This is a genomic window from Acinetobacter sp. AS23 (assembly GCF_023612055.1).
GTDB classification, from domain to species: domain Bacteria; phylum Pseudomonadota; class Gammaproteobacteria; order Pseudomonadales; family Moraxellaceae; genus Acinetobacter; species Acinetobacter oleivorans.
The window spans coordinates 718,761-730,998 of record NZ_CP082274.1 but is presented as its reverse complement, the minus strand read 5'-3'; the positions used below and the strand labels follow the sequence as shown (position 1 = coordinate 730,998).

The following is a 12,238-nucleotide window of genomic DNA, read 5'->3' as shown; positions in this document are numbered from 1 at the left end:
TCTTCGACAATAAAACTAGACGTTATGCATATTTATACTGACGCGAACAGTAAGCTCGTTCAATTTCTGGCGAACGTAATTGCTGATGCTTAGTTTTACGCCCTGCCATACGTTTGCGCCATAGCTTAAAACTATTGGTTTTCAGGTTGTATCTCATTAAACGAATCACTTCGCTTTCACTTAAGCCATATTCTCGCTCAATTGCTTCAAATGGAGTGCGATCTTCCCATGCCATTTCAATAATTCTAGATAAGTCCTGTTCATCAATTTTTTTCATGTTATGCCCTTTTGAATTATACGATAGCCAAATCTGATTTTTAACAAACAACCTTCTAGGAATAACTTCACCTACCCAATTGCTTGCCTCAAACCTTTTCGTGTTTTGCTTCAGATCATAGAAAGATCAACATGAATTTTTTGTGATTTTTTAGCTTTCTAAACTGTTTGTCTACAAGTCATAAGTGTTCGAAACCGTTGAATGATTCAACTTTATCTTTATTGCCCACTATGGCAAAAGTTTTAATAACTAAAACGTAAAAAAGCCATTGCCTTCGCAATAGCTTTTTTGTTTATAATCATAAAATTATGCGCCCTTAGCTTAACTGGATAGAGCAGTTGCCTCCTAAGCGACCGACGTGGGTTCGAGTCCCGCAGGGCGCACATATAATCTACCAAATAGATATGCTAGTAATGATTATAGAAAAGGATCAATTAAAGTATACACATAGAACAAAGAGCTAAAAAGAATTACACACCATCTTCTATAAACCTCACCTGTACTACTATTAACATCTATAGCGAACACGAAAGTAAAAGTTCCATTAAACCAAGCATATAAGCAAAAAAAAGTTGATGAAAATATAACTAAAACAGAAGATATAGACAAAACTTCCTTAATATATTGTACAAATATTCCAAAAGCAGAAATTAATGTATATACCGAAAATATTAGGAATTTATATCTTGTATATATTAAAAGATAAGTATCTTTCACTTCCTACCTCTTATCCTTTTATTAAATTATTTTTGTAGAAAAAGATAATAGATAAGGAGTATTAATTATACCTTCTATAAATTTTTCAATATTCCTTAAATTTACTTTTGGCAATACAACCATATTTTCATAAAAAAAATATTGATTTGATCTCAAATCATCTTCAATAGTTTGTTTCAATCTAATAGGATCATAAAAATTAAATGTATATAGTTTATCAAATATCTGTATATCCACCTTAAGACATCCCTTCAACTCAATTTCCCAAGCATATTCACAAAAGTCATCAGATAAATTTATAATATAATTTTTCATACAGCTCCTTTAATATTAAAATACTCTTAAGACACTGTTCCAATTTTAAACTTTCATATATAAATTTAATCACAGTAATTTAGATTTAAAAGCCATTTTTTAGTTTCCAAAAGATCTTTTTGAATCTTTCTTTGATCATTTAAATATCTATTATCTATAAAATATTTAACTTGACATAAATTCTTTTTATCATAAAGAGTTAAATCTTTTTCTGATATCCTCCTCATATCTTGCGCAACAAGCAATAAAGGAATATATATATCCACATTTTCATATTTTTGTAACTCTTTAATTATATAGACATAATTAGTTAGATTTACAACAGTTGATGCATTAAAACCTTGCTGAAAATAATACTTCTTATTAATTTCTACAGCTCTACAACCACTAAGAAAAACAATCAAACATACTAAAAAAGGCCTCATATTATTTCCTTTATCCCAATAAAACCTCATAATTTTATTTTAAAATGCTTTCATTTCACATCTTTTTATATAAAAATTTAGAACTGGTTAGTTCCCACATTATATTAACCCATAAGCACAAGCATAGCGCAGTGATGCCTATAGATGATAAATTATAAGACCAGAGTTCTGAATAATACCCGATTCAACAGCTCTTAATATTTACAACCATTTTGTTCTCATTTAAATAAAAACAACCTGAACCATGATAGCCTGCCCCACCATTAATCGAATAATAATATTGAGTATTTAACTTTAGCTGCTTGGGTTTTACAATCTCTTTAAATCCACTTGGTTTAACTCCATAAGTCCATTTATAATCATTTTTAAAATTAAACCAACTTATTTCCTTGCTTATCGTAATCTCCCATACTGTTTCTTTCAACGTACCAGCAGGAACAGTGCTATTATCCATCACATAAAATCGAAAACCACTATCAAGCTTTTTGGCATTACTTTTAGATAGCTGAAATATAATGCCATTATTAGTATTACCCGAAACAAGTAAATCAACTGTACCAGAGCATGCTACTAACACTGGTATAAATAGTAAGCTATACAAATCCCCCATTACCAGCTGCCTCCAGCACAACGGTTTTTTATAATGTTAGGCAATCTACCTCCAAATATTCAAAAAAAAATCACCTTATTTTTCAGTATTATATAAAGAAATAGCTTATTATAAGCATACTAAAAATCGGAATTATCCGTAGGCTATATAAAGGCTGAATTTTCAAAGGCGATATGATTTATCTTTAATGAATTTCTCTCCCTGAACTACCTTAACACTTAAATCTAGTTTATTCATATTAACACTTCATTATTTACAAAAACTATTTATTTAACAATGGATTAATTAATAAATAAACATGAAGAAATGTACTTAAAAAAATCATCATCCACCTCGCTATGACTTCTCCATTATTACTCGATTCAGTGATTGGTAAAGTTTCTGCAAATATTCCATTGCCCCACATATATATACAAGCATAGCAACTCAGGAAAATGACAAAAAAGTATCCATAGTCAATCAAGCCCACTTTAACTTGAATGGAAACACTCACTAAAGTAAAAAATAAAATTAAAAAAACTATCTTTTTCTTATGCCTTTCAAGCAGATAAAAGTAAATTTTCTTTAATTTCATATGAGAAGCTCTTAATCTTAAAATTTATATTCAGTGATACTTACTACCATATTCAAACATCTATTTATATTTATTGAATCTTCTTGATTAGAGTTTCTCTTAAAAATTTAGTTGTAGCCTATATATTTACTATAATTTTCCAAATTATTTACAGAGTCAATAATAAAAATTTAATTTCCCTCTTTGATATAAATCTTACTTGTTATAGGTAAAATACCTATTTTATCTCTAATTAAAGGATTCCAAGTATCTTTATCCTTCAACTCATCTAATATATAAAAAACAACTATTTTATTTCCTATAGAATAAAGATGACTATACTCTTTCTTCAAATTTTCATTCGTAAATAATACTCCTTCATATATCTCTTCTTCAGTATTATCTGACTCAATAGTTATCATTGTATTATCATCAACAAAAACATTCCCTTTACTAAAATCAACTATTACCCCGCTTACAATATATGTTTCAACATTACCTTTTTCAATATTATCCCACCACTCACTTGTTCCATATAAACCATACACTCCACTTAAACCACTATTAGTAGTGCTATCTAGAGTTAAAGCATGTGTAGATCTCATCTCATCTTCCCCATTTTTTTCCAACCATATTTTTAAATCAAAAATCAATTTATATCCTTGATTAATCAATGCACAATCCCCTATCATTTTATTTAATCCTTATCTATTTTATAATTTGTAACTATCTAAATTATTTATCATTTTTTAAAAAAATATTGTACGACTCCTCTCTTCCATCATAGAAAAACAAGTCATCAATTTTTTCTAACAAGTAAAAATCACCTATTATTTCTTTAAGCCCATTAAAAACAAAACCTTTTGAATTAGATTTCAACCCTAATGATAATTTTTCAATTAATAAAGAGTGGTTTTCACAATATGAAAATATTTTAATTAAAGAATGAATTTCTTCCTTACAAGGTATATCTACAGTAAGAGTAAGTAAAAAAGCTTTCATATAAAATAAAGTGTTCTTTTCAACTTCGGGAAAGCTAACGTATCCCGAAAAAACTCTCCTATTAACTCCACTTTGGTTATAAATAATATCATTTTCATTACCATCAGCAGGAAAAATAATATCTTTATTTAATTTAATATAACCGACGTAATTATAGGCTACAATATTAATTCCATCCTCATCCATATTAAACCCCTAAAACCCATTAATATAAAATAATTTCAACCTCTATCCTTAATGTAAACTCTATTAAGTAATGGAGAAACACCCAATTTCTCTTCTACTACCCAATTCCAAGTATCTTCCTCTTTTAATTTATCAAGAATATAAATGGATACTATCTCATTTCCAGCTTTGTAAAGCTCTTCACTAATAGTTTTTTCTCTTTCACTTGTAAAAACTATATCTTGAAAAATTTCTTTATTCGTTCCATTTACTTTAATTGTAATCATTGTATTCCCCTCTATAAAAGGATTTTCCTCATTAATTCCAACTATTACTCCTTCCACACAATAAGTTTCTATATTGCCATTTTTGATATTTTCCCACCATTCAGCTGTTGCATATAAACCATTGTCGCCCTTAAGCCCCATAGTTGTTCCCTTATCCAACGTAGTTTGCTGTATATTTTTGATGTAATTTTCATCCATTAATATTGAAGAAGATGACCTTAAATCAAATACCAACTTATACCCTTGCTCAAGTAGATTTATATCTTCTATTTTTATCATTTTAATATTCTCCTATTCTTACTTATTATGCTGATTTTACATCACTTATCATTTTCAAATTTACACCTAACACATTATTTATTATAAAAAAATAGGACTTAATAAATATAAGTCCTATTTCTATAAAAACTGTTTACTTAATCCTTCACTTCAGCCAACAATGTTTCAGCTGCAAGTTTTCCTAAATTATTAGAAGCAAGCGGACTATCACCAGTTAGCAATTTACGGTCTCTATGACATTGACCTGTAATGCCCTTATTTAAAATTTCTACACCGAGTTTTTCAAGATTTTCACCCACTAACCAAGGTAAAGCTCCAGGCATATAACCAATATCAATATTTGCTCCTTTATCTAATGAATCAGGGAATACACAAATTTGATAGCCTTTAAAAATATAGTTTTCTGGCTGTTCATCTACTGCCGCAGCAAGTAATGAAGCTGGACCATGGCATAACGTAATAATAAATTTATCTTGTTCAACTGCCCATTTAAGAACTTTTTTCACCTCAAGGCTATGTGGAATTTTAGCTAATACGCCATGTCCCCCTGGAATGAATACAGCCGCATATGGTGAGTTTTCCCCCACTGCGTTTTCTAAAATATCAGTTAGCTTTAATGGATTTTTTAATTTATCTGCATATTTCTGGAAGGTGTCTAATACAACTTGTTCTTGCTTTGGCATCGCCCACATTTCAAGTTTAGCAGGATTCCCAGAAAGTGTCGCAACATCAATTTCAAAGCCTGCATTATCTAAATGAAACATCGGTAAAAGCATTTCTACAGGATGGTTTCCTGTTGAAAAGAACTTACCGTTTTGCATCTGGATATAGCGTTCATCAGTTGCAATCATTAAAACTTTTTTATTGCCCGCATACGGCGTTGAATAAGTGGTGCCATCGTAATCGGTTTTAGGAGCAGTATATTGACTTAGTGAATAAGGTGATGGGAAAAAGGCATTATCTTCAGCCAAATCTGGAGTAGGATTTTTATCATCAATATTTGCGGTATTCATTGTTACTATCCTTTTTCATCAGTATGGAAAGAAATAATAAGGTAAGAACCAATTTTTATTTCTTACTCAATTTATAGGTGAAGTTATAGAACTGGTGCAATCTGCCAATAGAATTTGGCAATTTTTATAGAGAAATAGGCAGAATCTAGAATTATAAAATTCAGTTTAGGCAAACCTGTCGTTCGCCCAAACTTCAATGATTACAGCGTTACGCATTCATTTCTAAAACGATCTTTCCAATATGATCACCTTGTTCCATACATGCGTGAGCACTTTGTACATCTGAAAAAGCATACGTTTTATAGATTTGAGGTAAACATTTACCTTGAGCCAATAATGGCCATACATGCTCATGCAAAGATTGTGCAATCTCTGCTTTTTCTTGGCTATTACGTGCTCGCATCGTTGAACCCGTAATTGTGGCACGTTTTAAAATCAGTTTTTGTAAATCAAATTCTTTTGCGATTCGTCCACCCATAAAACCAATAATGACCAATCGGCCATCACGTTTTAATAGATTTAAATTTTTCGTGAAATAAGAACCACCCACAATGTCCAAAATGACATCAACACCTTGATCTTGAGTATGTTTCAAAACTTCTTGCTCAAAATCTTGGGTTTTATAGTTAATTGCTGTGGTGAAACTAGAGAGTGCTTCAACTTTATCTTCACTACCAACGGTCGCAAAAGTTCTAATTCCTAAAGCTTGGCAAATCGCTAAAGCTGTAGTTCCAATACCACTTGCCCCACCATGAATCAGTGCAGTTTCATCTTTCTTTAAACGGCCAATATCAAATAGGTTTGCCCAAACCGTAAAAAATGTTTCTGGAATTGCAGCAGCTTGTGTAAAAGATAAATTTTCAGGTATTGGCAATACTTGAGTTGCAGTTACTGCACAATATTCTGCATAACCACCGCCATTTGTTAGAGCACAAACTTTATCACCAACCTTGAATTGATCTACTTGTTCACCCACAGCAACCACGACACCAGCGACTTCAAGTCCTGGTATTTGAGTAACACCGTTAGGCATTGGATATAATCCCATACGCTGTAAAACGTCAGGACGGTTAATTCCAGCAGCCTTTACCTCAATTAAGACTTCATCTGCTTGAGGTACTGGAAGACTAGCATCTTGAACTTTTAGAACCTCAGGTCCACCAGGAGCCGTAATTTCAATAATTTTCATGGTTGTTGGAAGGGTCATAAAATGCTCCATGTTTGATTTATATTTCAAAATACTAATCTACGTTAAATAATTGAGGACTTGGGTGGAACGCCAAACAGTCGCTTAAATTCTCGGCTAAATTGTGAAGCACTGACATACCCCACTTCATAGGCTGCTTCTGCTACACCCATTTTATTGTTCATGATCAACTCACGAGCCTTATGTAGCCGAGTAATTTTGATGTACTGTAAGGGCGAATAATTCGTCACCTTTTTAAAAGTTTGATGAAAAAGCGAGATGCTCATGCCTGCTTGTTTCGCTAGCTCTTGAACCGTTAAATTATGATAATAATCACGCTGAATAATTTCACAAATGGTGTAAATCACGCCATTTCGACTTGCTATAGCCGATAAACTCTCGACTAGATTACCACCTGAAGCCTGCACCACACGATAAACCAATTCTCTTTTAACTTGCTCACCTAATATAAAAGTATCTTGTTTAGAGCGAAGTAAATTGAGCAATCTGAGAGCAACCTCTGAAATGGTGGCATTCATGTCAATCACTCTAAGCCCGCAGCTTAATTTTAAATCTTCTGAATGAGCATCTTTAGTAACCACTTGTTGTTTATCCATTTTAGTAATGAGATCAGCCATCATTTGTGGTTCAAATTTTATTGCAATCGCCAACATGGGTTCATTATTTTCAACAACAGTATCGCAATCAAAAGGTATTGCAATTGAGATGAATAAGCACTGCCCTTGTTGAAATTGAAAGATTTCTTTACCAATATACCCTCGCTTTAATCCCTGTATCACTAAAACAATTGAGGGTTCTTGCAGCACAGCAACAGGTGGTGTGGAATGATCTACACGCATCAAAGTGATGTTAGAGATAAAAGTAGGATAGAGACCTTCTGCTGGAGCCAAGTGCAAAAATGCATCGACCAAATGTTCTGTAAGATGATTTTGCGGCATAGTTTTATTGTGAGAAGTAATCTAATAATCAATATAACAATGAACCTAAAATGAAAACATCAGTCTTACGTTTACTTTGTATAAATAGGCAATTCAAATCAATTTTTAGGCATAAAAAAACCTAGAACATTCTAGGTTTTTCGCTTCATCAGATTATTTAAGCCGATAAATTAAAGAACATTGCTGCAATCAAAATGATTACACCGAGTGCAATTCGATACCAAGCAAATACACGTAACGTATGACGCTCTACAAATAGAACCAATGCTTTTACAACAAACAATGCGGCAATAAAAGCAGCAACGAAACCTACCCCAATATTAATCATATTATCGGCGGTCAGTACATCAGCATTTTTAACCAAGTCAAAAGTTGCGGCACCCAACATGGTTGGCATAGCAAGGAAGAAAGAGAATTCTGTAGCTGCTTTACGTGACAAGCCTGCAAACATTCCGCCCACAATTGTTGCACCTGAACGTGAAGTTCCTGGAATCATGGCAACACATTGAGCAAGTCCGACTAAAAGTGCTTGTTTAAAAGTAATTTTGGTTGCATCGAGTGTCTTATGTTCAAATTGTCTAGATTCAACCCAGAAAATAATAAGCGCCCCGACAATTAAGGCAATCGCCACCACAATTGGGCTGAATAAAACACTTTTAATAAAGTCTACTGCCAAAACCCCAATAATAACTGCTGGGAAGAATGCGATAAGCACACTGATAGCAAAATGACGTGATTCCACATCACCACTAAAGAAGCCCTTAATCAAGTTAACAATTTTTTGTCGGTATAACCAGCACACTGCCAAAATAGCACCTAACTGGATTACGACCTCAAATACACGACCGCCGTCTGAATGGAAATCGATAATATGACCAAATAAAATTAAATGGCCTGTACTCGAGATTGGTAAAAATTCAGTTAAGCCTTCGACAAAGCCTAAAAACAGTGCTTTTATAACTTCAAAATTTTCCATCACTTGCTCAAAAAGTTAATCACCAGAAAAGTCTAAAAATTTGTTTTATATCATGTACAAACCATAATTTTGGCCTAGTTCATGCCCAATATCAGATCATTTCTAGCATTTGTGGTTATTGCCCTTAGCAAAAGGCGGTTTATTTAAAGGGGAATAATGTATCACATCATCATGACAATCTTAGGTTAACTATCGTAAAAAGATGAACTTGGTTAAGAACTACAAAATTTCTCATTCTATAGCTAAAGATTTTTACGCTTATTTACCCGAGGAATGATCTTAAAAAGACATTACAAAAACATGATATTATTTTTATTACATGCAACTCATATCAAAAATTCTATCTGAATGAAAAATACCAAAATTAATGCACGTCATCTTATTATCGATTTATTTCTTTCCTCAGCTTATCCTCAGCTCACCATTAAACAAATATTGATTGCCGCTAAACTCTTTAATATGAGTGACAACGGTATTCGTGTTGCTACGACTCGGCTATTAAATGAAGGTATGATAGAAAGTGTCGAGCGCGGTATCTATCAACTTTCGCCATCTACCAAAGACTGGGCAAAAGTCATTTTGAATCGTAAAAATGGCATTAAACAGACCAAAGAATGGCAACAGAATTATCTGGCAGTATTTACGGGGACATTAGGGCGTATAGATCGGACCGCTTTAAAAAAGAGAGAACACGCTTTACATCAATTTGGCTTTAGAGAGCTCGAAACTGGAATTTATATACGTCCAGACAATTTAGCTTATAGTTTTGAAAAAACATGTGAAGAACTCGTTTTAGCAGGGCTTGAAAATGAAGCCAAAATTTCTATTATTCAAAGATTTGACTCAAAAACAGTTTCGTTTATTCCTTCTTTATGGGATACAAAGCAACTTGAAGAAAATTATGAGATGTATAGTCAAGATATCCAAGAATGGCTTTTGAATTATAAAAATTTATCCTTAAACGAGGCCGCCACTCAAGCTTTGTTATTAGGACGTGAAACGATTACCTTACTCATGAATGATCCTCTGCTGCCACCTCCATTTGTTAACGAACATGCCCGTAATCAGTTTGCTCAGAATGTACAGCAGCTCGATTCGATTGGACAAAAACTTTGGCAGAAACTTTATGAAAAAGAATTAGCCCATTAAAGGGCGATTTATTTTTTTACAAACAAATATTACACTTTTTAAAGTTTTATGATTATATTAGTAATATAAAATATAGATACTAAAATCTGATTTGGGAGAATAAAAATGAACGCACAAGTCAGTGTGACCGATCTCTTTAGCAGAGAAGAAATACAGGAACTCACACAACCCTCAGATGCGTATGGTGCTTGGGCTGTTGCAAGTACATGGGCTGTTATTGGCGGAACATTTGCCAGTTTAATTATGATGTGGAATTACTTACCGAGCTGGGGTAAATTACTTGCTTGTATGCTTGCCTTAGCAATATTAGCTGGTCGCCAGTTATGCCTAGCAATTTTGATGCATGATGCATCGCATAAAAGCTTGTTCAAAAATAAAAAAATAAATGACTTTGTCGGTGAATGGCTATGCGCCCGTCCCATCTGGAATGATCTACAAAAATATCGCGTACACCATGTTCGTCATCATGCAAAAACCTCTACTCCAGATGACCCAGACCTTTCTTTAGTTTCTGGCTTTCCTGTAAGCAAAAAATCTCTTACTCGTAAATTCTTACGCGACTTAACAGGTATGACCGGATTAAAGTTTAGCTTTGGTCGAGTGTTAATGGATCTTGATTTAATGAAATGGACGGTTGCCAATGATCAAGTCTGGCTAGACCGAAGTAATAAAGACTTCGTTGACTATGCTAAAAGTCTTATAAAAAACAGTAGTGGAGCCATTGCAACCAATGTAGCACTCTATGGGGTTTTAAAAGCTTTTGGTCAACAACGGTTTTATTGGTTATGGCCTCTAGCTTATTTAACACCCTTCCCATTATTTTTAAGAATTCGCTCCATGGCCGAACATGCAGGGATGCAAACGAGCAGTACCGCTTTAACCAATACACGAACAACACGTGCAGGTTGGATTGCTAGAAGCTTTGTGGCCCCTATTCATGTCAATTACCACATGGAACACCATTTAATGGCTTCGGTGCCCTACTTCAAATTGCCGCACATGCATCGTCTATTGAGAGACCGAGGCCATGTTCCAGCACCACCTAGCTATTTTGAAGTAATTGAATCACTCTCATCTAAGCCAGAACAATCTACTTAATTAACTCAAATGATAAATCAAAGGCCATAAATTTAAATTTGTGGCCCTTTAATTTGAATCCGCCATTTTATGCTGGGTTTGGAAATATTTAGGCGTAACACCCATCCACCGCTTAAATGCACGGGTAAAGTGAGAAGTCTCGGCATAACCCAGCATTAAAGCCACTTTTTCAATCGACATGTTATTTTGAGTTAAAAGTTTCTGGGCATGCTCTTTTTTCAGTGACTCCACCAACACTGTAAAACTAGTTTGATCAAGAGCTAAATAGCGTTGCAGAGTTCGCTCTGACATATTCATGATTTGAGCCACTTGCCCAACTTTCAATGCCTCAATCTCCCCATTCAAAAGCAATTTTTCAGCAACTTGTTTGACTCGCCCTTTCCAGCCACTTTTTAATTTTAATTTATCTATATCCCGCTTGCATTGTGCATTTAACAACGGTGCTAGCATTGGGTCCGCCGTTAATACAGGCTGTGCTAAATAGTCTTTTGGAAATATCCAACGATTACACTTTTGATTAAATAAACAAGTGACAGCCAGTTGATGACTTATTTGGGAAAAACCTATCGGTTCTTGCATTTGTAATTCAACTTTTCCTAAATGAGAAAGTCCTGTTAATTTTTTTGCAATTTGAACAAAACCAACTAACAAAAAAATGTTGGCATTTGGACTCAACTGAAATGCATTGACAGGCTGATGAATTGACCAACATGCATCATTATTTTCTTGTTTTAATTCTGGTTTAAAAACCTTACAACGTGAGCCAATGAACTGTTCAAGAATTTTCAGCGCTTCCCCTAAATTTGGAGAAACTATGGCGGCCATTCCGACTGAACCATAACATGAAGCCGTCATACTTAAAGCTAAATGCCCAGCTAATGCTGGCTCTTTGCATAACTCGATGGCACGTTCAATAAGCTCATTTAAGATGTTGAACTCAACATACCAGTAGGGCTTTTTTAATTGGTCTAAGGTTATTCCACTTCCACCTAAAAGTTGCTCGCCAGAGACACCCCATCGCTTAACAGTCTCGACGATTAAATTAATATAAGTTCCGGGTAATTCTGGATTCATGAGCAACCCATTGATCAAAATAAAATGGCGCGAAATGGTAAAAACTGTCAGTTCATGAACTATGCCATGCTTTTAAATTGATGCATAGTTATTCAAAACAAAATCCGCTGAATTGCACGAGACAGCACAATTTCTGAAAAGAATACAGGTCGC

14 protein-coding genes and 1 tRNA gene are annotated in these 12,238 nt (G+C 33.8%); 3 read left to right on the top strand and 12 right to left on the bottom strand.

The window, feature by feature from the left end; translation table 11 throughout:
- Positions 1-22: 22 nt before the first annotated feature.
- A complete protein-coding gene (locus K6I41_RS03585) occupies positions 23-277 on the bottom strand; it encodes a TIGR03643 family protein (protein ID WP_003655360.1) in 255 nt (84 codons plus the stop codon).
- 310 nt (positions 278-587) lie between these two features.
- Between K6I41_RS03585 and K6I41_RS03580 the strand changes: the two genes are divergently transcribed.
- Positions 588-660 (top strand) — tRNA-Arg (locus tag K6I41_RS03580).
- A gap of 355 nt (positions 661-1,015) precedes the next feature.
- Here K6I41_RS03580 and K6I41_RS03575 read toward each other — a convergent pair.
- The 10 genes from K6I41_RS03575 to K6I41_RS03530 form a co-directional block, all read right to left on the bottom strand.
- Positions 1,016-1,309, bottom strand: coding sequence for a hypothetical protein (locus K6I41_RS03575; protein WP_250375215.1), 294 nt, complete (start codon positions 1,307-1,309; stop codon positions 1,016-1,018).
- Between the two features lie 65 nt (positions 1,310-1,374).
- Positions 1,375-1,734 carry a hypothetical protein gene (locus tag K6I41_RS03570; protein ID WP_250375214.1) on the bottom strand — a complete coding sequence of 120 codons (360 nt, stop codon included), beginning with the start codon at positions 1,732-1,734 and terminating at the stop codon, positions 1,375-1,377.
- 184 nt (positions 1,735-1,918) lie between these two features.
- Entirely contained in the window at positions 1,919-2,344 is a 426-nt protein-coding gene (locus K6I41_RS03565) for a hypothetical protein (RefSeq protein WP_250375213.1), read from the bottom strand.
- A 744-nt stretch (positions 2,345-3,088) separates the two neighbouring features.
- Positions 3,089-3,589, bottom strand: coding sequence for an immunity protein RhsI2 family protein (locus K6I41_RS03560; protein ID WP_250375212.1), 501 nt, complete (start codon positions 3,587-3,589; stop codon positions 3,089-3,091).
- Between the two features lie 43 nt (positions 3,590-3,632).
- A complete protein-coding gene (locus K6I41_RS03555; protein ID WP_151768650.1) occupies positions 3,633-4,085 on the bottom strand; it encodes a hypothetical protein in 453 nt (150 codons plus the stop codon).
- A 35-nt stretch (positions 4,086-4,120) separates the two neighbouring features.
- Positions 4,121-4,630 carry an immunity protein RhsI2 family protein gene (locus K6I41_RS03550; RefSeq protein ID WP_250375211.1) on the bottom strand — a complete coding sequence of 170 codons (510 nt, stop codon included), beginning with the start codon at positions 4,628-4,630 and terminating at the stop codon, positions 4,121-4,123.
- A 137-nt stretch (positions 4,631-4,767) separates the two neighbouring features.
- A complete protein-coding gene (gene hchA, locus K6I41_RS03545) occupies positions 4,768-5,643 on the bottom strand; it encodes a glyoxalase III HchA (protein ID WP_013196940.1) in 876 nt (291 codons plus the stop codon).
- A 208-nt stretch (positions 5,644-5,851) separates the two neighbouring features.
- Entirely contained in the window at positions 5,852-6,862 is a 1,011-nt protein-coding gene (locus K6I41_RS03540) for an NAD(P)H-quinone oxidoreductase (protein ID WP_250375210.1), read from the bottom strand.
- Between the two features lie 32 nt (positions 6,863-6,894).
- Positions 6,895-7,788 carry an AraC family transcriptional regulator gene (locus tag K6I41_RS03535; protein ID WP_250375209.1) on the bottom strand — a complete coding sequence of 298 codons (894 nt, stop codon included), beginning with the start codon at positions 7,786-7,788 and terminating at the stop codon, positions 6,895-6,897.
- Between the two features lie 157 nt (positions 7,789-7,945).
- Positions 7,946-8,764 (bottom strand): undecaprenyl-diphosphate phosphatase, encoded by an 819-nt coding sequence (locus K6I41_RS03530; RefSeq protein ID WP_016137097.1) that lies wholly within the window; start codon positions 8,762-8,764, stop codon positions 7,946-7,948.
- 348 nt (positions 8,765-9,112) lie between these two features.
- On the opposite strand from K6I41_RS03530, the gene K6I41_RS03525 reads away from it, so the two are divergent.
- Both K6I41_RS03525 and K6I41_RS03520 read left to right on the top strand, forming a co-directional pair.
- Positions 9,113-9,913, top strand: coding sequence for a PaaX family transcriptional regulator C-terminal domain-containing protein (locus tag K6I41_RS03525; RefSeq protein ID WP_250375208.1), 801 nt, complete (start codon positions 9,113-9,115; stop codon positions 9,911-9,913).
- A 105-nt stretch (positions 9,914-10,018) separates the two neighbouring features.
- A complete protein-coding gene (locus K6I41_RS03520) occupies positions 10,019-11,011 on the top strand; it encodes a fatty acid desaturase family protein (protein ID WP_250375207.1) in 993 nt (330 codons plus the stop codon).
- A gap of 48 nt (positions 11,012-11,059) precedes the next feature.
- Here K6I41_RS03520 and K6I41_RS03515 read toward each other — a convergent pair whose 3' ends face one another.
- Complete coding sequence (locus K6I41_RS03515) at positions 11,060-12,085, bottom strand: AraC family transcriptional regulator (RefSeq protein WP_250375206.1); 1,026 nt, start codon at positions 12,083-12,085, stop codon at positions 11,060-11,062.
- Positions 12,086-12,238: the final 153 nt, after the last annotated feature.

Bases quoted from the DNA above. Each gene is read 5' to 3' on its own strand.
- K6I41_RS03530 (WP_016137097.1), bottom strand. From the start codon at position 8,764: ATGGAAAATTTTGAAGTTATAAAAGCACTGTTTTTAGGCTTTGTCGAA.
- K6I41_RS03540 (WP_250375210.1), bottom strand. From the start codon at position 6,862: ATGGAGCATTTTATGACCCTTCCAACAACCATGAAAATTATTGAAATT.
- K6I41_RS03520 (WP_250375207.1), top strand. From the start codon at position 10,019: ATGAACGCACAAGTCAGTGTGACCGATCTCTTTAGCAGAGAAGAAATA.
- K6I41_RS03555 (WP_151768650.1), bottom strand. From the start codon at position 4,085: ATGGATGAGGATGGAATTAATATTGTAGCCTATAATTACGTCGGTTAT.
- K6I41_RS03560 (WP_250375212.1), bottom strand. From the start codon at position 3,589: ATGATAGGGGATTGTGCATTGATTAATCAAGGATATAAATTGATTTTT.
- K6I41_RS03550 (WP_250375211.1), bottom strand. From the start codon at position 4,630: ATGATAAAAATAGAAGATATAAATCTACTTGAGCAAGGGTATAAGTTG.
- K6I41_RS03575 (WP_250375215.1), bottom strand. From the start codon at position 1,309: ATGAAAAATTATATTATAAATTTATCTGATGACTTTTGTGAATATGCT.
- K6I41_RS03570 (WP_250375214.1), bottom strand. From the start codon at position 1,734: ATGAGGCCTTTTTTAGTATGTTTGATTGTTTTTCTTAGTGGTTGTAGA.
- K6I41_RS03525 (WP_250375208.1), top strand. From the start codon at position 9,113: ATGAAAAATACCAAAATTAATGCACGTCATCTTATTATCGATTTATTT.
- K6I41_RS03535 (WP_250375209.1), bottom strand. From the start codon at position 7,788: ATGCCGCAAAATCATCTTACAGAACATTTGGTCGATGCATTTTTGCAC.
- K6I41_RS03515 (WP_250375206.1), bottom strand. From the start codon at position 12,085: ATGAATCCAGAATTACCCGGAACTTATATTAATTTAATCGTCGAGACT.
- hchA (WP_013196940.1), bottom strand. From the start codon at position 5,643: ATGAATACCGCAAATATTGATGATAAAAATCCTACTCCAGATTTGGCT.
- K6I41_RS03565 (WP_250375213.1), bottom strand. From the start codon at position 2,344: ATGGGGGATTTGTATAGCTTACTATTTATACCAGTGTTAGTAGCATGC.
- K6I41_RS03585 (WP_003655360.1), bottom strand. From the start codon at position 277: ATGAAAAAAATTGATGAACAGGACTTATCTAGAATTATTGAAATGGCA.